A 19,762-nucleotide genomic window follows, 5' to 3' on the forward strand; every position below is an offset into this window, starting at 1 on the left:
GTAGACGATATGAAGATAAAGCGCCTCATTGCCGAGCAGATCGGACCCGCGGCCGGTACGAACCCGAGCGCACCGGGCGCCGCTTCCTCCTCACCGGGCGCGCCGACCGCGCCGACCTCGGCTTCGCCGCCGCCCGCACCGTCGCCCCCACCCGCCCCCACGGACGGTGGCGGCGTCCCGTGCGTGGACTGAAACCCCTGACGACGGCGGGCGCGCGCCGACGCACCGAGGCGCTGCTGCTGGCCCTCGTCGTCGGCATCGCCGTTTTCGGCCACGCGAGCGCGGGCCTCGCCATGAACGGCGAGCTGCCGCCCGACCTCACCGGCTTCGCCATCAGCATGACCCTGCTGTCGCTGGTGGGGCACCTGGGCGTGCGCCGCTTCGCCGCCCGCGCCGATCCGCTGGTGCTCCCCCTCGCCATGCTGCTGACCGGGCTGGGGCTGGTGCTGCTGCACCGCCTCGACCAGGGGTACATCGAGCGCTACAACTCGGAGGCCAACGCCCCCGAGCAGCTGATGTGGACGGTCGTCGGCGTCGCCGCGTGCCTGCTGGTGCTCGCCCTCCTGCGTGACCACCGGCTGCTGCAGCGGTTCATCTACCTCACGATGGCCGCCTCGCTGGTGCTGCTGATCGCGCCGGCGTTCTTCGGCGCGGACACCTACGGCGCGAAGCGCTGGATCAAGCTCTTCGGCTTCTCGCTCCAGCCCGGCGAGTTCGTGAAGATCATGATCGCGATCTTCTTCGCCGGGTACCTGGTGACGCACCGGGACTCGCTCGCCCTGACGGGCCGCAGGTTCCTGGGCGTGCGACTGCCCCCGATGCGCCAGCTCGGCCCCCTCGTGACGGTGTGGATCGTCTCGATGCTGGTGCTGGTCTTCGAGCGCGACCTCGGCACCTCGCTGATCTTCTTCGGCGTGTTCGTGGTGATGCTGTACGTCGCCACGGAGCGCACCGGCTGGATCGTGACCGGCGTGCTGATGGCCTCGCTGGGGGCCTTCGTCGTGGGCTCGACGGAGCCCCACGTCAAGGCGCGCGTCGCCGCCTGGCTGGAGCCGCTGTCCTACTACTGGGAGAACCGGCCGCCCGGCGTGACCTCCGACCAGTCGGCGCAGGCCCTGTTCAGCTTCGGCACCGGCGGCATGTCCGGTACGGGCCTCGGCCTGGGGCACCCGGAGCTGATCAAGTTCGCGGGGCGCAGCGACTTCATCCTCACGACGGTGGGCGAGGAGCTCGGCCTGGCCGGAGTCATGGCCGTCCTGCTCCTCTACGCGCTCCTCGTGCAGCGGGGCCTGCGCATGGCGCTCGCCGCCACCGACCCGTTCGGCAAACTCCTCGCGGTGGGCCTGGCCTCCGCGCTGGCCCTGCAGGTCTTCGTGGTCGCGGGCGGCGTCACGGGCCTGATCCCGCTGACGGGGAAGGCCCTGCCCTTCCTGGCGAAGGGCGGTTCGTCGCTCCTGGCGAACTGGATCATGATCGCGCTGCTCCTGCGCATCAGCGACAGCGCGGAACGCCGGCGCGAGGCGGACGCCACAGGCCCGGCGGAAACGACGATCACCCCACCGGCCCGAGCCGGGAGCGCCGACGGGCGGCTGCCGGCAGGGGGCGCGGACCCGGTGCCCTACACGTAGTCCTCCAGCCGCCCTATCCGGAAACCCTGTTCCTGGATGCGCTGGAGCATGCGCGTCGTCATCTGGACCTCCGTCGCGCCCTTGAGCTCGGCGGGGCCGCGGAAGTGGGCGAGGACGATGTCGCCCGGGCGGAGGGCGGAGCCCTCGGCGTACTGGAAGTTGTTGATCTGCATCGACGCCCGCCACAGCACCAGGGACGAGATCCCGCACTCCGAGGCCGCCCGGAGGGTGTCGTCGTTGTAGTTGCCGAAGGGCGGGCGGAAGAGCGTCGGGCGGTGGCCGAAGCGCTGTTCCAGGCGGTCCTGCTGACCGCAGATCTCCTGCTTCTGCGCCGCGAAGGACAACGTGCGCAGGTTGGGGTGGGTCAGCGTGTGGTTGTTTATCGTGCTCGCCGAGCCGTTGTCGCGGAGCTTCTCGAAGTGCCCGTAGTCCGAGGCCGCCACACTGTCCGTCAGGAACATGCTGATCGGCAGCTTGAGGTCGGCCGCCATCCTCAGGAATTCGGGGTCTTTCTCCGCGCCGTCGTCGAAGGTCAGGAAGACGGTCTTCTCCGCGGGCGGCAGGGGTATTCGGTCCACCACCGCGGCCTTGCCCGGCCCGGCCTTCGGGAGCTGCGGTCTGTGCGCGGGTGCGGGCGCGTACTGGACGGGGGCCGTCAGGCCCCACTTCCTGTACGCCTCGTCCGACGCCGTCCCCGGCGGGGCCGCGCCCCCCGTCGCCGCGGTCGGGGTCGGCGACGGGGTGCCGGCCGACGGCGACTCCTGCGTCGGCTTGCGGCCCAGTCGTTCGATGGGGTCCACGCTGTCCCCGCACCCCGTCAGGGACAGCGCGAGCGCGCCGGCCGCCAGCGTTCCGGCTACGAACCGGCGCGCATACCTCACAGATAGTCCTCCAGGCGGGCCACGGCGTACCCCTTGTCCGTGACGGTCTTCATGACATGACGGATCATGTCAGGCATCGTGCCCTTCCAGTCCTCGCGGCCGCGGAAGTGCGTGAGGATGATGTCACCGGGGTGCAGGTCCCGGTCCCACTCGCGGTAGTCCATCCGGTTCGTGAACGCCTCGGCGTTCCACAGCGGGACGGCCTTGATCCCGCAGGACTTCGCCGCGCGCAGGGTGTCCTCGTTGTAGTTCCCGTACGGCGGCCGGAAGAGCGTCGGCCGCTTGCCGAACTGCTTCTGCATGGTGTCCTGCTGGCCGCAGATCTCCTGGCGCTGCTTCTCGTACGACAGGGCCGGCATGTAGCGGTGGTTGAGCGTGTGGTTGTTGAGGGTGACGCCCGCCGCCTGCATCCGCTTGAAGTACGGGTAGTTGTCGCGCACGACGTAGTCGCTGAGGAACGCCGTGTACGGGATCTTCAGCTCCTGCATCATCCTCAGGAACTCGGGGTCCTTCTCGGAACCGTCGTCGATGGTCAGGAAGACGACCTTGTCCTCCGTCGGGACGGTGGTGAAGACCGGCGGGAGGTTCTCCTGGTCGTCCACCTCGAAGCCCTCGCGGGTGGTGATCTCGGGCTTCTCCTTCGGCGCCGCCGGAGCGGTGAGCGGCAGCTTGACGAGCCCCCACTTCTTCGCCGCGGCGATGCGCGCCTGCTGGGCGGCCTTCACCTTCTCCGCCTGGCTGAGGGCGCCCGCGGCGCCCGCCGCCTCCTTGGCCGCCTTCGCCTTCTCGGCCTTGTCCGGTGCGCCGGAGCCGCCGGAACCGCACGCGGTCCCGAGGGCGGCGACGAGCAGGGCGGCCAGGGCCACCCCGAACCGGCCGCGCGGAACCGCCGCGTACCGGTGACCTTGTTGCGCAATATCTTCCGTTTGTCCGACTAGCTGCATAACTGTGCATCCTGGCATCCGCCGCCCCGGGCCCCACGGAGGACACCGCGAACGCGAGCCCACCTTCCTTCGACTGGCCCACACCGCCTGACGTGGGCGCCTTCGGCAACCGCCGGTCGCCCACAATGGACGCGTGACCCCCGAAGACTTCGCCTCCCTCCTCACCCCCGAGGGCCGCGCCCTCCTGGACTCGCTCCGCGACCACGACCCCGCCCAGGAGCTGGCCGTCGCCACCCGGCTGCGCCGGGAGCACCCGGCCGGACTGGTCTCCGCCGCGCTCGGGCAGGCGCGGCTGCGGCAGCGCGCGGTGGCGAAGTTCGGCGCCGAGGACGCCTTCCGGATGTACTTCACGCCGGGCGGCGGCGAGATGGCCACCCGCGCGTCCGTGGCCTCCTACCGCGCCGGACGGCTGGCCGCCCTCGGTGTGCGCAGCCTCGCCGACCTGTGCTGCGGCATCGGCGGCGACGCCCTCGCGCTCGCGCGGCTCGGCATCCGGGTGCTGGCCGTCGACCGGGACCCGCTGACCGTCGCCGTGGCCCGGGCCAACGCCGAGGCGCTGGGGCTGGCGGAGCTGATCGAGGTGCGGGAGGCGGACGTGACGGACGTGGACGTGTCCGCGTACGACGCCGTGTTCATCGACCCGGCCCGGCGCGGGGGGCGCGGCCGCGTCTTCGACCCCGAGTCCTACTCCCCGCCCCTGTCGTGGGCGGTCGCGACGGCCCGTACGGCGAGGGTCGCGGCCGTCAAGATCGCCCCGGGCATCCCGCACGAGGCCGTGCCCGAAGAGGCCGAGGCCGAGTGGATCTCCGACCGGGGGGACGTCAAGGAGGCCGTGCTGTGGTTCGGGACCTCTCCCGGGACCGTACGCGCCACCCTGCTGCCCGGCCCGCGCGGGCTGGCCACCCCCGATCCACTGCCCGACCCGCCGGCCGGGCCGGTGGGCCGCTACCTCTACGAGCCGGACGGAGCCGTCATCCGCGCCCACCTCGTCGCCGAGGTCGCCGAGCGGTTGGACGGCCGGCTGATCGACCCGACCATCGCCTACGTCACCGCCGACGAGCTGCGCGCGACGCCGTACGCGACGGCGTACGAGATCACCGACGTGCTTCCGTTCGGGCTGAAGAAGTTGAAGGCGCTGCTGCGCGAGCGCGGGGTCGGCATCCTGACCGTGAAGAAGCGCGGCTCCGCGATCGAGCCGGAGGAACTGCGCAGGAAGGTGAAGCCGCAGGGGCCGAACTCGGCGACGGTGTTCCTGACCCGGGTGGCGGGGGCCCCGTCGATGCTGATCGGCGCCCCCGTCCTACCGGCTGCCGCGGCCGCCGCCCCGGTCGCGCCGCCGCCGCACCCCGGCGCCAGCCGGTGAAGGCGCGCACGGCCCAGCGGCAGTGCGCGCCCGCCTTGGCGGCGGCAGGTCACGACGAGGCATGGGCATGTCCATGTCGGCCCCCTGCCCGGACCCCGCCGCCCGCGGCGCCGGGGGACGCGGGGCGCGGGTCAGCCCTGCGCCGTCGTGGTCTCCACCGACTCGAACCGCCAGCGGTGCACGGCCCGGGTGATCAGATCGGCGGCGGGCTCCGGCAGTTCGGGCAGCTCCGCCGCCACGCCCTCGACCGCCTCCCACCAGGTGATCACGAGCACCCGGTCCTGCGGAGCGCGGAACACCTCGCGGCGCACCGGCTCCCGGGCGAGGACCTGCGAACGGGCCCACTCCAGGAGCTCGTTGGCCCGGCCCTCGACGGCGCGGGCCTCCCACATCAGCGCGACGGTGCTCATGAGTACAGGTTGTCCTTGCTCAGCTCGTGCACGTGGTCGTGATCGTGCCCGTGGCCGTGCCCAGGACCGTGCCCGTGCTCGTGCCCGCGACGTGCGGCCTGCGCACCCGGCACGTGCGGGTCCGTGACCGGCAGGGAGGAGTCCGCCGACAGGTCCCAGTCCGAGGCGGGACGGTTGCGCTTGACCATCTCCGCGCCCAGCGCCGCCACCATCGCACCGTTGTCCGTGCACAGCTTCGGCCGCGGCACCCGCAGGATGATCCCCGCGTCGTCGCACCGCTCCTGCGCCAGCGAGCGCAGCCGCGAGTTGGCCGCCACGCCGCCGCCGATCATCAGGTGGTCGACGCCCTCGTCCTTGCACGCGCGGATCGCCTTGCGCGTCAGCACGTCCACCACGGCCTCCTGGAAGGACGCCGCCACGTCGCGCACCGGCACCTCCTCGCCCGCCTTCCGCTTCGCCTCGATCCAGCGGGCGACGGCGGTCTTGAGTCCGGAGAAGGAGAAGTCGTACGCCGCGTCGCGCGGCCCCGTCAGCCCGCGCGGGAAATGGATCGCCTCGGGGTCGCCCTCCCGTGCGAGCCGGTCGATGACCGGGCCGCCGGGGAAGCCGAGCTGGAGCACCCGCGCGATCTTGTCGAAGGCCTCGCCCGCCGCGTCGTCGATGGTCGCGCCGAGCGGCCGTACGTCGGAGGTGATGTCCGGCGCCAGCAGCAGTGAGGAGTGCCCGCCGGACACCAGCAGCGCCATCGTCGGCTCGGGCAGCGGTCCGTGTTCCAGCTGGTCCACGCAGATGTGCGAGGCCAGGTGGTTCACGCCGTACAGCGGCTTGCCGAGGGCGTACGCGTACGCCTTGGCCGCCGAGACGCCGACGAGCAGGGCGCCCGCCAGCCCGGGACCGGCGGTGACCGCGATGCCGTCCAGGTCGCGGGCGCTGACGCCGGCTTCCTTCAGGGCGCGTTCGATGGTCGGGACCATCGCCTCCAGGTGGGCCCGCGAGGCCACTTCCGGCACGACGCCGCCGAACCGGGCGTGCTCGTCGACGCTCGACGCGATGGCGTCCGCGAGCAGGGTGGTGCCGCGGACGACGCCGACGCCGGTCTCGTCGCAGGAGGTCTCGATGCCGAGGACGAGCGGTTCGTCAGCCATTGCTCTCACTGCTCTCACTTCTTGCTTGTGCGGGGTCGGTCAGTCGCATCACGAGAGCGTCGATGTTGCCGGGCTGGTAGTAGCCCCGGCGGAATCCGATGGGCTCGAAGCCGAAGCGCTCGTAGAGCTTCTGCGCGCGGGTGTTGTCCACCCGCACCTCCAGCAGGACTTCGGCGCACTCGAATGCGGTGGCGGCGCGCAGCAGGTCGGTCAGGAGCCGGGAGCCGAGCCCGGTACCCCACTGGTCGCGGGCGGCCGCGATGGTCTGTACGTCGGCCAGGTCGCCGGCGGCGGCGAGTCCGGCATAGCCGACCAGGCGGCCGGAGGCGCTCTCGGCGACGAGGTACCTGCGCGTGGCCCGCGGGCCGCGGGCATGGGCCAGTTCGGACCAGAACATGCCGGCGGACCAGGCGTCCTCCGGGAACAGCTCGTGCTCCAGTTCCAGCACGGGTTCGATGTCCCACCAGCGCATCTCGCGCAGTACGACGTCGGTCGCGGCGGTCACTGCGGGGTGACCACCTTGTAGTTCTTGGGCACCTGCGCGTCGGGGCGGCGCAGGTAGAGCGGGGTCGCGGGCAGGAACTCCTGCCCCGCCGCGAGCCGCTGGGCCGCCAGGGCCGCCAGGGCGCCGGCCGACTGGTGCTCGGGGGCCCGCGCGTCGGTGAACACCCCGGGGTAGAGGAAGGCGCCCTGACCGACCGACGGCACTCCCGCGACCCGCTCGGCGATCTCCGCCGGGCGGTCCACGGCGGGCTCGCCGACACGCGTACGGGGGTCCTCGTACCGCGCCCAGTAGACCTCCTTGCGCCGCGCGTCGGTGGCGACGGTGAAGGGGCCCTCGATCCCGGCGAGGCCCGCGGCGTACGCGAGCCCGTCGAGGGTGCACAGGCCGTGCACCGGTACGCCGAGCACGGCGGCGAAGGTGGAGGCGGTGACGAGGCCGACGCGGAGCCCGGTGTAGGGGCCCGGGCCGACGCCGACGACGATGCCGGTGACGGCTTCGAGGCGCAGCCCCGCCTCGGCGAGCACCTTGTCCACGGAGGGCAGCAGCAGCTCCCCGTGACGGCGGGCGTCGACCTGGTTCGACTCGGCGATGACGGACTCGCCGTCGTGCAGGGCGACGGTGACGGCGGGCGTGGCGGTATCTACAGCGAGCAAGAGCACGCGAACAGCCTACGACTCCGGGGCGGACCGAGGTGCCGTCCGGCCGGCGCCGGGGCGGGTGCGGGGCCGGGCGACACCCCCCGGGGCCGCGCGGACCGTCAACGGAGGGCCCGGCTGCTACCTTTCGACCGGGGCACTCGGCGAGTGCCCGCACAGGTGTACCGGGGCACACGCGGAGAGGTGGAGCAAGGTGGCACGCAGCAGCTCGGGAATCGTGGCCGGGCTCACCGCCGCGGCGATCGCCGCCGTGGGCTTCCTCGGCTACCAGGCGTCCGCGACGGCGCCGGAGCGCCCGCCGCAGGCCGCGGCGCAGGAGCCGGCGCCCGCTCCGAGTCAGGCCGCCGCCCAGCAGGACCCGGCGAAGCCGGTACCGGTGCCGGAGGGCTCCGGCACCGGTGTGCGCGTCGTGTACTCCGTGGGTCAGAAGCGGGTGTGGCTGGCGGGCGACCCGGCGCAGCCGGTGAAGTCGTTCACGGTGATGCCGAGCACGGTGCACCCGAAGGCGGGCAGCTACCTGGTCACCTCGCGCTCCGGCGCGGTGACGGGCTCGGACGGCGTGCCGATCGAGCACGTCGTGCGGTTCGCGAGCTCGGAGGGCGTGGCGATCGGTTTCAGCGCCCGCGCCGACGGCGCCACCCCGGAACCCGATCCCGCCAAGAAGACCGGCGGCATCCGCATGACGCGCGCGGACGGCGACGCGATGTGGGCCTTCGCGACGATCAGCTCGAAGGTCGTCGTCGTTCCCTGACCCCGCGACGGTCCCCGGTGCCGGGGCTGCGCGACGGTCCCCGGTGCCGGGGCCGCGGATTCACCCGTACGTGCTACTCAGGCCGCTTCGGCTCCCGGAGCGGCCTCTTCACGCGCCCCGTCCCCTTCCGGCTCGACCGCTTCCGGCGCGCTGCGGCGTACCGGCGGCGTCGAGACGGCCGTGGCCGCCGCGCCCGCGGCGAGCAGTGCCCGCATGGACACGACGGAGGGGCGGGGGTCGCGCTGCGCTCCTGCGGATGCCGGCATGGCTCCTCCTGGGGCCCGGTACACAGACTTAGGCATACCTAAGAAACTCTCGGTACCATGTCATCACGAGCCCTGCCGACAGCGCAACATCTTGCCGACGAGTTGTCGGTACGTTCACTCCGAGAGGGCGCCGGCCAGCGAGTCCGACCAGGCCCCGGCGGCCCAGCGCGCCCCGACGCCGCGCACCGAGACCTCCCGTACGTCGTCCAGGACCTGCTCGTGACCGACGGCCCGCGCGATGACCACGTGCAGCCGGTCGTCGGAGAGCTCCTCCACCTTGCCGTCGCCCCACTCCACGACGACCACGGACTCGGGCAGCGAGACGTCGAGGTCGAGGTCCTCCATCTCCTCCAGCCCGCCGCCCAGGCGGTACGCGTCCACGTGCACCAGCGCCGGCCCGCCGGCCAGCGGGGGGTGCACCCGGGCGATCACGAAGGTCGGCGAGGTCACGGCCCCGCGCACGCCCAGGCCCTCGCCGAGGCCCCGGGTCAGCGTGGTCTTGCCCGCGCCCAGCTCCCCGGTCAGCAGCACGAGGTCCCCGGGGCGCAGCAGGCCGGCGATCCTGCGGCCCAGCTCCCGCATGGCGTCCGGGGAGTCGACGGTGATCCGGGTCTCAGCGGCCGGTGCTCGGCCGCGCGGTGCTTCCAGCGGTACTTCTTCCATGCCGACCCACGTTAGTCGGTGCCGGAAGCGCGCCGGTGCGCGCCAGCAGCTCGGTCAGCAGCCGCGTGACGGTCTCCGGCTGCTCCAGCATCATCAGGTGCCCGGCGGACTCCAGGACGGTCAGTTCGGCGCCCGGCAGCATGTCCTTGATGGCCTGGCTGTGCCCGGCCGGCGTGATCATGTCCTTGGCCCCGGCGATCACGCTGACCGGGATGTCGGCGAACCGCTGGAGCGCGGCCGTCTTGTCGTGGGTCTGGAAGGCCGGGTAGAACTCGGCGACCACGTCGATCGGAGTGGCCTCGATGAGCCGCTCCGCGAACCGCGCCACGCCCGGATCCACGTCCCGGGACCCGAACGAGTACATCTTGATCATGCCCGCGAAGAGGTCGGCGGTGGCCCGGCGGCCCTTCTCCACCAGCTCCACCTGCGAGCCGAGCGCCTTGAGCACACCCGGCAGGAGCCGGCGGACGGCGACCGTGCCGACGGACGGCAGCCCGTACGTCACCTCACCCAGACGGCCGCTGGACGTGCCGACCAGGGCCACGCCGACGACGCGGTCGCGCACGAGGTCGGGGAACTGGTCCGCCAATCCCATGATGGTCATACCGCCCATCGAGTGACCCACCAGGATCAGCGGGCCCTCGGGGGCGGCGGCGTCGATGACGGCCTTCAGGTCGCGGCCGAGCTGGTCGATGGTCACCGGCTCGCCGTCCGCCTGCGCCAGTCCGCGCGCGCTGCGGCCGTGGCTGCGCTGGTCCCAGTAGAGCGAACGGACCACGCCGCGCAGGGCCGCCCGCTGGAAGTGCCAGGAGTCCTGGCCCAGGCAGTAGCCGTGGCAGAACACGACCGTCGCGGGCGGCGCGGCCTTGCGCCGCAGCCGCCGCCCGGAGTCGTCCTCGGGCAGCTCGTCGACCTCGTAGTAGAGCTCGGTGGCGTCCTCGGCCCGGCAGGAGCCCTGGGTCCCGCGCAGCGACCCGTAGTCCCCGGCCGCGTCCAGCGCGAGGCGCGCCTTCATCCGCATGCCGCGCCCCACCGTGATCCGCTCCACCGCGACACCGGCCGCGGCGCCCGCCGCCATCACGCCGATGGCGGCGCCGGCCCAGCCGGCCCTGCGCCAGTTCTCGCTCACGCCGCCGCCCTCACTCCGCCGTGGTCCGCGTCAGGGCTCAGGCTCCCAGGTACACCCGGGGCACGCGCCCTCCGATACGGGTGACGATCTCATACGCGATGGTGTCCGACGCCCGGGCCCAGTCCTCGGCGGTGGGCTCGCCGCGCTCGGCGTCGCCGAAGACGACGGCCTCGTCGCCGGCGCGGGCCGGGTCGCCGCCGAGGTCCACGACGAACTGGTCCATGGCCACCCGGCCCGCGACGTGCCGGATCTTCCCGCCGACGAGCACGGGCCCGCGCCCGGACGCGTGGCGCGGAATGCCGTCGGCGTAGCCGGCCGGGATCAGCGCGAGAGTGGTCTCGGCGTCGGTGACGTAGTGGTGCCCGTAGCTGACCCCGTGGCCGGCCGGGACGGTCTTGACCAGCGCGAGGGAGGCCCGCAGGGTCATGGCGGGGCGCAGGCCCAGCTCGGCGGGGGTGCCGAGCTCGGGGGCGGGCGAGACCCCGTAGACGGCCAGCCCGCAGCGCACCAGGTCGAAGTGCGACTCGGGCAGTGTGAGGGTGGCGGGCGAGTTGGCGATGTGCCGGACCTCGGGCTCGACGCCCTCCTTCTCGGCGTACGCGAGCATGTCGCGGAAGGCCGCGAGCTGGAGTTGGATGGAGGGGTGGCCGGGCTCGTCGGCGCAGGCGAAGTGCGACCAGATGCCGGTGACCCGTACGGTGCCCTCCGCCTGGGCGGCGACGGCCGCCCCGACCAGCTCCTCCCAGTCGGCGGGCTGGCAGCCGTTGCGGCCGAGGCCGGTGTCGGCCTTGAGCTGGATCCGCGCGGTCCGGCCGGCGGCGCGCGCGGCGGCCCGTACCTCGTCCAGGGCCCACATCCCGCTGACGGAGACGTCCACGTCGGCCTCGACGGCCTCGCGCCAGGGCCCGCCGGGGGTCCACAGCCAGCACAGGATGCGCCCCTCGATCCCGGCGGCGCGCAGCGCGAGCGCCTCTTCCGGCGTGGCGGTCCCGAGCCAGGTGGCGCCGGCCTCCTGGGCCGCTCCGGCGCAGGCGAGGGCGCCGTGGCCGTAGGCGTTCGACTTGACCACGGCCATCAACTCGGCCCGGGGCGCCCGCCGGCGCAGTGCGCGCACGTTCTCCCGTACGGCGTCGAGGTCGATCTCGGCGTACACGCGCATGGGTGTCTCGTTCATCGGCCCCAGTCTCTCAGACCCCGCGCCACCCCCGGCCGCGACCGCCGCCGCGACCGACCGCACCAAGCCCGGCCCGGCGGCCGCCCCGCAGGGCGCCGCCCGCCCGGGCCCCGCCCGGTACGGCGGCGGGCTACCGGGTGATGTCCTGCCAGGCCCCCGGCAGGGACTCCGCCACCTGGTGGGCCAGGGTCGGCGCACCGCCCGCGGCGCGGCGGCCCGCCAGGCCGTGCAGGTACGCCGCCACCGCCCCCGCATCCGCCCCGGACAGCCCGGCCGCCAGCAGTGATCCCGCCAGCCCCGACAGCACGTCCCCGCTCCCGGCGGTCGCCAGCCACGGCGTCCCCGTCGGGTTCACCCGCACCGCGCCGCCCCCGCCGGAGGCGACCAGCGTCGTGGAACCCTTGAGCAGCACCGTCGCCCCGTACCGCCCCGCCAGCTCCCGTACCGCCGCCAGGCGGCCCGCCTCCACCTCCTGCCGCGGCACGCCCAGCAGCGCCGCCGCCTCCCCCGCGTGCGGGGTCAGCAGGGTCGGGGCCGACCGGGCCCGCAGCACGGCGGGGTCCAGCCCGCGCAACCCGTCCGCGTCGACGAGGACCGCCGCGTCCTGGGCCAGCAGGCCCGCGACCTCCCCGGACCGCCCCTCCCCCAACCCCGGACCGACCACCCACGCCTGCACCCGCCCCGGGCCGATCAGCGTCTCGGGGTACCGCGCGAGGACGGCCTCCGCCGCCGGCCCCACGTACCGCACGGCGCCCGCGCCGCCCCGCAGCGCTCCGGCCACGGCCAGCACCGCCGCGCCCGGGTACTGCCCGGACCCGGCGACGATCCCGACCACGCCCCGCCGGTACTTGTCACTGGACGCCGTCGGCACCGGCAAGAGCGCCGCCACATCAGCGTGCTGCAAGGCTTCGACCTGCGGCGACGGCAGGTCCAGCCCGATGTCCACCAGGTGCACCGCGCCCGCCCGCGACGCCCCCGGGTCGACCAGCAGCCCCGGCTTGTACGCCCCGAAGGTCACCGTCACCTCGGCCCGCACGGCCGGACCCGCCACCTCCCCGGTGTCCGCGTCCACGCCGCTCGGCAGATCCACGGCGACGACGGGCACCCCGGGCGGGAGCTGTTCCAGCAACGCGGCGCCGGCCGGCCGCAGCCCGCCCCGCCCGCCGATCCCGAGCAGCCCGTCCAGCACCAGGTGCGCGCCGCCCCCGGACCCGTCCGACGCGCCCGGAACCCGCGCCGCCACGCGCCCCCCGGCGCCCCGCAGCGCGGCGAGTCCGCCCGGATGCATCCGCGCCGGGTCCATCGGCACCGCCGTGACCGCGGCCCCGCGCCGGGCGAGGCGCGCGCCGGCGTACAGCGCGTCCCCGCCGTTGTCCCCGGGCCCGACCAGCAGCACGACGCGGGAGCCGTACACCCGTCCCCGCCGCCGCGTCAGCAGCGCCGCGCACACGGCGGCCAGCCCGGCGGCCGCCCGCCGCATCAGGGCGCCTTCCGGCAGTTCGGCCATGAGCCCGCGCTCGGCGGCCCGTACGGTCTCCACGCTGTAAGCAGTACGCATGGGACCACCCTGCCCGCCGGGACGCCGCGGCACCGGCCGAACCGGCCGCGCGCCGAGGCGTCCCGGCCGGAGCCCCGCGCCCGCTACCCCTCGGCGATCACCACGGCGGACGCGACACCGGCGTCGTGGCTCAGCGAGATGTGCCAGGACTTCACGCCCAGCTCCAGGGCCCGCGCCTCGACCGTCCCGGACACCCGCAGCCGCGGCTGCCCGGTGGGCTCGACGTACACCTCGGCGTCGGTCCACAGCATCCCGCCCGGCGCGCCGAGCGCCTTGGCCAGTGCCTCCTTGGCCGCGAACCGGGCGGCGAGCGAGGCGGTACCCCGCCGTTCGCCGCTCGGCAGCGTCAACTCCGACGCCACGAAGAGCCGCTGCGCCAGATGCGGCGTCCGCTCCAGTGCCGCGGCGAAGCGGTCGATCTCCGCGACGTCGATCCCCACGCCGATAATCACAACGAACCAGCCCTACTCACTCCACGGTCACCGACTTGGCGAGGTTACGCGGCTGGTCCACCTCATTGCCCCGCGCGGTCGCCAGCTCGCACGCGAACACCTGCAGCGGCACGGTCGCCACCAGCGGCTGGAGCAGAGTCGGTGTCGCCGGGATGCGGATCAGGTGGTCGGCGTACGGGACGACCGCCTCGTCCCCCTCCTCCGCGATCACGATGGTCCGCGCGCCCCGCGCCCGGATCTCCTGGATGTTCGAGACGATCTTGTCGTGGAGCACCGACCGGCCGCGGGGCGACGGTACGACCACCACCACCGGCAGGTCCTTCTCGATCAGCGCGATCGGCCCGTGCTTGAGCTCCCCCGCCGCGAAGCCCTCGGCGTGCATGTACGCCAGCTCCTTGAGCTTGAGCGCGCCCTCCAGTGCCACCGGGTACCCGACGTGCCGCCCCAGGAACAGCACGGTGTTCTTGTCGGCGAGGGAGCGCGCGAGCTCCCGTACGGGCTCCATGGTCTCCAGGACGGTGTCCACGGCTGCGGCGATGTCCGACAGCTCCCGGATCACCGCTTCGATCTCGTCGCCCCACTTCGTGCCGCGCACCTGCCCGAGGTAGAGCGCGACGAGGTAGCAGGCCACCAGCTGCGTCAGGAAGGCCTTGGTCGAGGCGACGGCCACCTCCGGACCGGCGTGCGTGTACAGCACGGCGTCCGACTCGCGCGGGATCGTGGAGCCGTTGGTGTTGCAGACGGCCAGCACCTTGGCGCCCTGTTCCCGGGCGTGCCGGAGCGCCATCAGGGTGTCCATGGTCTCGCCGGACTGCGAGATCGCGATCACCAGCGTCCGCTGGTCCAGGATCGGGTCGCGGTAGCGGAACTCGCTCGCCAGCTCCGTCTCGCACGGGATGCGGGTCCAGTGCTCGATGGCCAGCTTCGCGATCATGCCCGCGTGGTAGGCCGTGCCGCAGGCCACGATGACGACCTTGTCGACCTCCTTGAGCACCGAGACGGGGATGCGCACCTCGTCGAGGGTCAGCAGGCCGCCCGAGTCGATCCGGCCCAGGAGGGTGTCGGCGACGGCCTTCGGCTGCTCGGCGATCTCCTTGAGCATGAAGTAGTCGTACCCCCCCTTCTCCGCCGCCGAGGCGTCCCAGTCCACGTGGTACGCCCGTACGGCCGCGGCCGAACCGTCGAAGCCGGTCACCGTGACCCCGTCGCGGCGGAGCTCGACGACCTGGTCCTGACCGAGCTCGATCGCGGACCGGGTGTGGGCGATGAAGGCGGCGACGTCCGAGGCGAGGAAGTTCTCGCCCTCGCCGACGCCCACCACGAGGGGCGAGTTCCGGCGGGCGCCGACCACCACGTCCGGCTCGTCCGCGTGCACCGCGACCAGGGTGAACGCGCCCTCCAGCCGCAGGCACACCTGCCGCATCGCCTCGGCGAGGCCGCCCGAGGCCGAGAACCGCTCCGCCAGCAGGTGGGCGACGACCTCGGTGTCCGTCTCCGACTCCAGCCGGTGTCCGCGCCCGGCGAGTTCGGCGCGGAGCGCGGCGAAGTTCTCGATGATGCCGTTGTGCACGACGGCCACCCGGCCGGAATTGTCCAGATGGGGATGGGCGTTGACGTCGGTGGGCCCGCCGTGGGTGGCCCACCGGGTGTGTCCGAGCCCCGTGGAGCCTGCCGGCAGGGGACGCCCGACCAGCGCCTTCTCCAGATTGACGAGCTTCCCGGCCTTCTTGACGGCGGCCAGCTCGCCGTCGGCGAGGACGGCCACCCCTGCCGAGTCGTAGCCCCGGTACTCCAGCCGCTTGAGTCCGGCGATGACCACATCGAGCGCCGACTGCGCTCCCACGTAACCCACAATTCCACACATAGGCGGCAGAGTACGCCTCACCTGGTCTCCTGCCCGGTACCTGAACAAGACGAAACCCCCGTCCCGGCGCATGCGCCGGGACGGGGGTCCGCACTCGTCCGGACCGGACTCGGCCGAGCTCCTCGACCGGCCCGGCCGCCCCGCGATCGTGATCGGGCGAGATCCGCGGGGTCGGTCCCGGTACGTGACCGACCACACCACCCACAACGGCCCCCGAGCCCCGACAATGGCGGTGTGATCACTTCGCCGCCACGAAGCACCACGCCGGACAGCGCGACGGAGCGCACCGGCCGGGACGGGCAGTCCCCGCGCCCCGCCCACCGCCGGGGCCCCGACGCCTCGCCGTACGTCGACCTGACCCGGGCCGAGTGGAGCGCCCTGCGCGAACGGACCCCGCTCCCGCTCACGGCCGAGGAGGTCGAGCGGCTGCGCGGCCTCGGCGACGTCATCGACCTGGACGAGGTCCGCGACGTCTACCTCCCCCTCTCCCGCCTGCTCAACCTGTACGTCGGCGCCACCAGCAACCTGCGCGGCACCCTCAACACCTTCCTCGGCGACGCGGGCAACGGCCACGGCGCCCAACAGGGCACCCCCTTCGTCATAGGGGTCGCCGGCTCCGTCGCGGTCGGCAAGTCCACCGTGGCCCGTCTGCTCCAGGCCCTCCTCGCCCGCTGGCCCGAGCACCCGCGCGTGGAGCTGGTCACCACCGACGGCTTCCTGTACCCGATGAAGGAGCTCCAGCGGCGCGGGCTCACCTCCCGCAAGGGCTTCCCCGAGTCCTACGACCGCCGGGCGCTCACCCGCTTCGTCGCCGACATCAAGGCGGGCAAGGACGAGGTCAGGGCGCCGGTCTACTCGCACCTGATCTACGACATCGTGCCGGGCGAGGAGCTCGTCGTACGCCGCCCGGACATCCTCATCGTCGAGGGCCTCAACGTCCTCCAGCCGGCCCTTCCCGGCAAGGACGGCCGTACGCGCGTCGGTCTCGCCGACTACTTCGACTTCAGCGTGTACGTGGACGCCCGCCCCGAGGACATCGAGCGTTGGTACCTCAACCGCTTCCGCAAGCTGCGCGAGACCGCGTTCCAGAACCCCTTCTCCTACTTCCGCAAGTACACGCAGGTCTCCGAGGAGGAGGCGCTGGAGTACGCGCAGACCATGTGGCGGACGATCAACAAGCCCAACCTGCTGGAGAACGTGGCGCCCACCCGGGGCCGGGCCACCCTCGTCGTGCGCAAGGGGTCGGACCACAAGGTGCAGAAGCTCAGCCTCCGCAAGCTCTGACCGGCCCACCCACGGGCGCTGACGGGCACTAGGGTGCGGGCATGCTGCATCTGCGGATGATCACACCGAGCGACCGCACGGAGGAGGTGGTGGCGATCGTCGAGAAGACGGTCGGCACCACCCATGTGGTCGTACTGAGGGACGCCGCCCGGCTCCCTCCGGGCGACCTCGTCCTGTGCGACGTGGCACGCGAGGCCGGGGACGAACTCCTCCAGGAGCTCCGGACGCTGGGCATCGACCGGGACGGCTCCATCGCCGTCGAGAACATCGACCTGTCGCTGTCGAAGCGTGCCGAGGCCGCGGCGGAGGAGGCCCCCGGCGAAGCCGCCGACGCCGTGCTGTGGGAGCAGCTGACGGAGGCGACGCACGAGGACTCGACGCTCACCGTCACCTACGTCGCGTTCATGGTCCTGGCGACGATGATCGCGGCGTGCGGTGTGGTCCTGGACAACTCCGTCCTGATCGTGGGCGCGATGGCGGTCGGCCCGGAGTTCGGGCCGCTCGCCGGGGTGTGCACCGCCGCGGTGCGGCGCTCCCCGAAGCGGGCCGCGCGCTCACTGGCGGCGCTGCTCGTCGGATTCGCCGCCGCGATAATCGCCACCACGGCCTTCACCCTGGTGATGGACGCGCTCGGGCTCTTCGACCGGAGCATGCTGGAGAACCCCCGCCCGAACACCAGCTTCATCTGGCAGCCCGATCCGTTCTCGTTCGTCGTGGCCGTGCTCGCGGGCGTGGCCGGGACGCTCTCGCTGACCTCCGCGAAGTCCGCGGCGCTGGTCGGCGTCGCCATCTCCGTGACCACCGTCCCGGCCGCCGCCAACGCCTCGGTGGCCCTCGGCTACGGCGACGTGGCGCAGATGTGGGGCTCGGCGGTGCAGCTGCTGCTGAACCTGGTGGGGATCATGCTGGCCGGCGTGGCGACCCTGCTCACCCAGAAGCTCCTCTGGCGCACCCAGCGCGGCCGCCGGCGCCGGGCGACGGGGTCCTGAGCGGCTCCGCTCCCGGGAACGCCCCGGCCCCGCCGTCCCGGAGGTCCGGGGCGGCGGGGCCGGGGCAGGTGTTCCGGAAGGGCTAGCCCAGCGCCGACTTCACGACGTCCGCCAGCCGGCCGGCGACCGCGCGGGCCTGCTCGATGTCGGCGGCCTCGACCATCACCCGTACGAGCGGCTCCGTACCGGAGGAACGCAGCAGCACGCGTCCGGTGGTGCCCAGCTCGCGCTCGGCCTCGTTGACCGCCGTGGCCAGCTCGGCGGAGGTGGCGACCCGGGACCTGTCCACGTCGGGGACGTTGATCAGGACCTGGGGCAGCCGCCGCATGACGCCCGCGAGTTCGGCCAGGGACGTGCCGGTGGCCGCGACCCGCGCCGCCAGCAGCAGGCCGGTCAGCGTCCCGTCGCCGGTCGTCGCGTGGTCGAGGACGATCACGTGGCCGGACTGCTCGCCGCCCAGCGCGTAGCCGTGCTCCTTCATCGACTCCAGGACGTACCGGTCGCCGACCCCGGTCTGCACGACCTGGATGCCCTCGCCCTCCATGGCCAGCTTGAAGCCGAGGTTGGACATCACGGTGCCGACCACGGTGTTGCCGCGCAGCTGGCCGGCCTCGCGCATGGCGAGGGCCAGGACCGCCAGGATCTGGTCGCCGTCGATCTCCGCGCCGGTGCCGTCCACGGCCAGGCAGCGGTCCGCGTCGCCGTCGTGCGCGATGCCGAAGTCGGCGCCGTGCTCGACGACGGCCGCCTTGAGCAGGCCGAGGTGGGTGGAGCCGCAACCGTCGTTGATGTTCAGGCCGTCCGGCTCGGCGCCGATGGTGACGACCTCCGCGCCGGCCCGGGTGAAGGCCTCGGGCGAGACGAACGCGGCGGCGCCGTGGGCCTCGTCCAGGACGATCTTCAGGCCTTCGAGGCGGTTGGGAAGGACGCCGATGAGGTGCGCGACGTACTTGTCGAAGCCCTCCGTGTAGTCGGAGATCCTGCCGACGCCCGAGCCGGTGGGCCGGTCCCAGGGAGCGCCGGTGCGGTGCTCCTCGTAGACGGACTCGATCCGGTCCTCCAGCTCGTCGGCGAGCTTGTGGCCGCCGCGCGCGAAGAACTTGATCCCGTTGTCGGGCATGGCGTTGTGGCTGGCGGAGAGCATCACGCCGAGGTCGGCACCCAGCGCACCGGTGAGATACGCCACCGCCGGGGTGGGCAGCACACCGACGCGCAGGACGTCCACGCCCGCGCTCGCCAGGCCGGCCACGACGGCGGCCTCCAGGAATTCGCCGGAGGCACGGGGATCCCGGCCGACCACGGCGGTGGCCCGATGACCGGCGAAGGTGCCCGCCTCGGCCAGTACGTGGGCAGCCGCCACGGAGAGGCCGAGCGCGAGCTCCGCCGTCAGATCCGCGTTGGCGACGCCGCGTACACCGTCCGTCCCGAAGAGTCGTCCCACTGTTGTCCTCCCGAGTTTCCGCTTCGCGTATGACCGCTTGTGAAAGGTATGTGCCGCTTGTGGCGGTAAACGAACCGCCCCGGCAGCACAGAGAGTGCTGCCGGGGCGGTTTCGTTGCAGAACAGCAGGCGCAGATTAACGCTTGCTGTACTGCGGGGCCTTACGGGCCTTCTTGAGACCGGCCTTCTTGCGCTCGACCGCACGGTCGTCGCGGGAGAGGAAGCCGGCCTTCTTGAGCGCCGGGCGGTTGTTGTCCACGTCCGCCTCGTTCAGCGCACGGGCCACGCCGAGGCGCAGGGCGCCGGCCTGACCGGAGACACCGCCACCCGCGATGCGGGCGATGATGTCGTAGCGGTTGTCCAGCTCAAGGAGCTTGAACGGCTCGTTGACTTCCTGCTGGTGCACCTTGTTGGGGAAGTAGTCCTCAAGGGTGCGACCGTTGATCTTCCACTTGCCGGTGCCCGGAACGATCCGGACGCGGGCGATGGCGTTCTTGCGACGGCCCAGGCCGGCGGCCGGCTGGGGGTCGCCGAAGCGGCCGGCAAGGGACTCGGAGGTGTAGTCGCCCTCGACTACGGCCTCGGACTCGCTGGTGTACTCCTCGACGTTGCCCTCGAACTCGTCGACGGGGGTCGTCTCGGCGGTGGTCTCGGCCACGA

The 19,762-nt window shown here is 73.1% G+C and carries 20 protein-coding genes; 5 read left to right on the plus strand and 15 right to left on the minus strand.

What is annotated here, in order from left to right:
• Positions 1-179: 179 nt before the first annotated feature.
• The gene (locus ACWFQ8_RS02765; RefSeq protein WP_453784396.1) at positions 180-1,628 is read left to right on the plus strand and encodes an FtsW/RodA/SpoVE family cell cycle protein; all 1,449 of its coding nucleotides are present in this window, start codon (positions 180-182) and stop codon (positions 1,626-1,628) included.
• Here the strand turns inward: ACWFQ8_RS02765 and ACWFQ8_RS02770 are convergent.
• Together ACWFQ8_RS02770 and ACWFQ8_RS02775 are read right to left on the minus strand one after the other, a co-directional pair.
• Entirely contained in the window at positions 1,619-2,509 is an 891-nt protein-coding gene (locus ACWFQ8_RS02770; protein ID WP_453784397.1) for a polysaccharide deacetylase family protein, read from the minus strand. The two genes, ACWFQ8_RS02765 and ACWFQ8_RS02770, sit on opposite strands and share 10 nt — an antisense overlap.
• Positions 2,506-3,453, minus strand: coding sequence for a polysaccharide deacetylase family protein (locus ACWFQ8_RS02775; protein WP_453784398.1), 948 nt, complete (start codon positions 3,451-3,453; stop codon positions 2,506-2,508). Before ACWFQ8_RS02775 ends, ACWFQ8_RS02770 begins: the two co-directional genes overlap by 4 nt.
• A 133-nt stretch (positions 3,454-3,586) precedes the next feature.
• Between ACWFQ8_RS02775 and ACWFQ8_RS02780 the strand changes: the two genes are divergently transcribed.
• A complete protein-coding gene (locus tag ACWFQ8_RS02780; RefSeq protein WP_453784399.1) occupies positions 3,587-4,816 on the plus strand; it encodes a class I SAM-dependent methyltransferase in 1,230 nt (409 codons plus the stop codon).
• Positions 4,817-4,947: 131 nt separating this feature from the next.
• On the opposite strand, the gene ACWFQ8_RS02785 is transcribed toward ACWFQ8_RS02780, so the two are convergent.
• From ACWFQ8_RS02785 to tsaB, 4 genes are read right to left on the minus strand one after another with little or no spacing between them, the layout of a single operon-like run.
• Complete coding sequence (locus ACWFQ8_RS02785) at positions 4,948-5,226, minus strand: hypothetical protein (protein ID WP_453784400.1); 279 nt, start codon at positions 5,224-5,226, stop codon at positions 4,948-4,950.
• On the minus strand, positions 5,223-6,371 hold the full coding sequence (gene tsaD / locus ACWFQ8_RS02790; protein ID WP_453784401.1) for a tRNA (adenosine(37)-N6)-threonylcarbamoyltransferase complex transferase subunit TsaD: 1,149 nt from the start codon (positions 6,369-6,371) through the stop codon (positions 5,223-5,225). Before tsaD ends, ACWFQ8_RS02785 begins: the two co-directional genes overlap by 4 nt.
• Entirely contained in the window at positions 6,364-6,843 is a 480-nt protein-coding gene (gene rimI, locus ACWFQ8_RS02795; protein ID WP_453784617.1) for a ribosomal protein S18-alanine N-acetyltransferase, read from the minus strand. The genes tsaD and rimI overlap by 8 nt, the downstream gene beginning before the upstream one ends.
• 29 nt (positions 6,844-6,872) lie before the next feature.
• Positions 6,873-7,535 carry a tRNA (adenosine(37)-N6)-threonylcarbamoyltransferase complex dimerization subunit type 1 TsaB gene (tsaB, locus tag ACWFQ8_RS02800; RefSeq protein ID WP_453784402.1) on the minus strand — a complete coding sequence of 221 codons (663 nt, stop codon included), beginning with the start codon at positions 7,533-7,535 and terminating at the stop codon, positions 6,873-6,875.
• A 190-nt stretch (positions 7,536-7,725) separates the two neighbouring features.
• Here tsaB and ACWFQ8_RS02805 point away from each other — a divergent pair, with 190 nt between their 5' ends.
• The gene (locus ACWFQ8_RS02805) at positions 7,726-8,283 is read left to right on the plus strand and encodes a hypothetical protein (protein ID WP_453784403.1); all 558 of its coding nucleotides are present in this window, start codon (positions 7,726-7,728) and stop codon (positions 8,281-8,283) included.
• Positions 8,284-8,360: 77 nt separating this feature from the next.
• Here ACWFQ8_RS02805 and ACWFQ8_RS02810 read toward each other — a convergent pair whose 3' ends face one another.
• The 7 genes from ACWFQ8_RS02810 to glmS form a co-directional block, all read right to left on the minus strand.
• Positions 8,361-8,549: a hypothetical protein gene (locus ACWFQ8_RS02810; RefSeq protein WP_453784404.1), complete on the minus strand. Its 189-nt coding sequence runs from the start codon at positions 8,547-8,549 to the stop codon at positions 8,361-8,363.
• Positions 8,550-8,663: 114 nt separating this feature from the next.
• Entirely contained in the window at positions 8,664-9,212 is a 549-nt protein-coding gene (gene tsaE / locus ACWFQ8_RS02815) for a tRNA (adenosine(37)-N6)-threonylcarbamoyltransferase complex ATPase subunit type 1 TsaE (RefSeq protein WP_453784405.1), read from the minus strand.
• Entirely contained in the window at positions 9,163-10,290 is a 1,128-nt protein-coding gene (locus ACWFQ8_RS02820; protein WP_453784618.1) for an alpha/beta fold hydrolase, read from the minus strand. Before ACWFQ8_RS02820 ends, tsaE begins: the two co-directional genes overlap by 50 nt.
• 88 nt (positions 10,291-10,378) lie before the next feature.
• Positions 10,379-11,515 (minus strand): alanine racemase, encoded by a 1,137-nt coding sequence (gene alr, locus ACWFQ8_RS02825; RefSeq protein ID WP_453784406.1) that lies wholly within the window; start codon positions 11,513-11,515, stop codon positions 10,379-10,381.
• 130 nt (positions 11,516-11,645) lie between these two features.
• Positions 11,646-13,073 (minus strand): NAD(P)H-hydrate dehydratase, encoded by a 1,428-nt coding sequence (locus ACWFQ8_RS02830; protein ID WP_453784407.1) that lies wholly within the window; start codon positions 13,071-13,073, stop codon positions 11,646-11,648.
• A gap of 83 nt (positions 13,074-13,156) precedes the next feature.
• Positions 13,157-13,525 (minus strand): holo-ACP synthase, encoded by a 369-nt coding sequence (locus tag ACWFQ8_RS02835; RefSeq protein WP_453784408.1) that lies wholly within the window; start codon positions 13,523-13,525, stop codon positions 13,157-13,159.
• Positions 13,526-13,541: 16 nt separating this feature from the next.
• Complete coding sequence (gene glmS, locus ACWFQ8_RS02840; RefSeq protein ID WP_453784409.1) at positions 13,542-15,389, minus strand: glutamine--fructose-6-phosphate transaminase (isomerizing); 1,848 nt, start codon at positions 15,387-15,389, stop codon at positions 13,542-13,544.
• A 234-nt stretch (positions 15,390-15,623) separates the two neighbouring features.
• Between glmS and coaA the strand changes: the two genes are divergently transcribed.
• Positions 15,624-16,673, plus strand: coding sequence for a type I pantothenate kinase (gene coaA / locus ACWFQ8_RS02845; protein ID WP_453784410.1), 1,050 nt, complete (start codon positions 15,624-15,626; stop codon positions 16,671-16,673).
• Positions 16,674-16,714: 41 nt separating this feature from the next.
• Complete coding sequence (locus ACWFQ8_RS02850) at positions 16,715-17,662, plus strand: DUF389 domain-containing protein (RefSeq protein WP_453784411.1); 948 nt, start codon at positions 16,715-16,717, stop codon at positions 17,660-17,662.
• A gap of 82 nt (positions 17,663-17,744) precedes the next feature.
• Here the strand turns inward: ACWFQ8_RS02850 and glmM are convergent, their stop codons facing one another.
• Positions 17,745-19,103: a phosphoglucosamine mutase gene (gene glmM, locus ACWFQ8_RS02855; protein ID WP_453784412.1), complete on the minus strand. Its 1,359-nt coding sequence runs from the start codon at positions 19,101-19,103 to the stop codon at positions 17,745-17,747.
• A 135-nt stretch (positions 19,104-19,238) separates the two neighbouring features.
• On the minus strand, positions 19,239-19,760 hold the full coding sequence (rpsI, locus tag ACWFQ8_RS02860; RefSeq protein ID WP_361753958.1) for a 30S ribosomal protein S9: 522 nt from the start codon (positions 19,758-19,760) through the stop codon (positions 19,239-19,241).
• Positions 19,761-19,762 lie beyond the last annotated feature (2 nt).

Source organism: Streptomyces sp. NPDC055254, assembly GCF_053606025.1.

Coding starts and splice junctions, on each gene's coding strand:
- ACWFQ8_RS02820 (WP_453784618.1), bottom strand. CDS start 10,290: ATGGCGGCGGGCGCCGCGGCCGGTGTCGCGGTGGAGCGGATCACGGTG.
- alr (WP_453784406.1), bottom strand. CDS start 11,515: ATGAACGAGACACCCATGCGCGTGTACGCCGAGATCGACCTCGACGCC.
- ACWFQ8_RS02810 (WP_453784404.1), bottom strand. CDS start 8,549: ATGCCGGCATCCGCAGGAGCGCAGCGCGACCCCCGCCCCTCCGTCGTG.
- ACWFQ8_RS02830 (WP_453784407.1), bottom strand. CDS start 13,073: ATGCGTACTGCTTACAGCGTGGAGACCGTACGGGCCGCCGAGCGCGGG.
- glmS (WP_453784409.1), bottom strand. CDS start 15,389: ATGTGTGGAATTGTGGGTTACGTGGGAGCGCAGTCGGCGCTCGATGTG.
- ACWFQ8_RS02785 (WP_453784400.1), bottom strand. CDS start 5,226: ATGAGCACCGTCGCGCTGATGTGGGAGGCCCGCGCCGTCGAGGGCCGG.
- tsaD (WP_453784401.1), bottom strand. CDS start 6,371: ATGGCTGACGAACCGCTCGTCCTCGGCATCGAGACCTCCTGCGACGAG.
- tsaE (WP_453784405.1), bottom strand. CDS start 9,212: ATGGAAGAAGTACCGCTGGAAGCACCGCGCGGCCGAGCACCGGCCGCT.
- rimI (WP_453784617.1), bottom strand. CDS start 6,843: ATGCGCTGGTGGGACATCGAACCCGTGCTGGAACTGGAGCACGAGCTG.
- ACWFQ8_RS02775 (WP_453784398.1), bottom strand. CDS start 3,453: ATGCAGCTAGTCGGACAAACGGAAGATATTGCGCAACAAGGTCACCGG.
- ACWFQ8_RS02850 (WP_453784411.1), top strand. CDS start 16,715: ATGCTGCATCTGCGGATGATCACACCGAGCGACCGCACGGAGGAGGTG.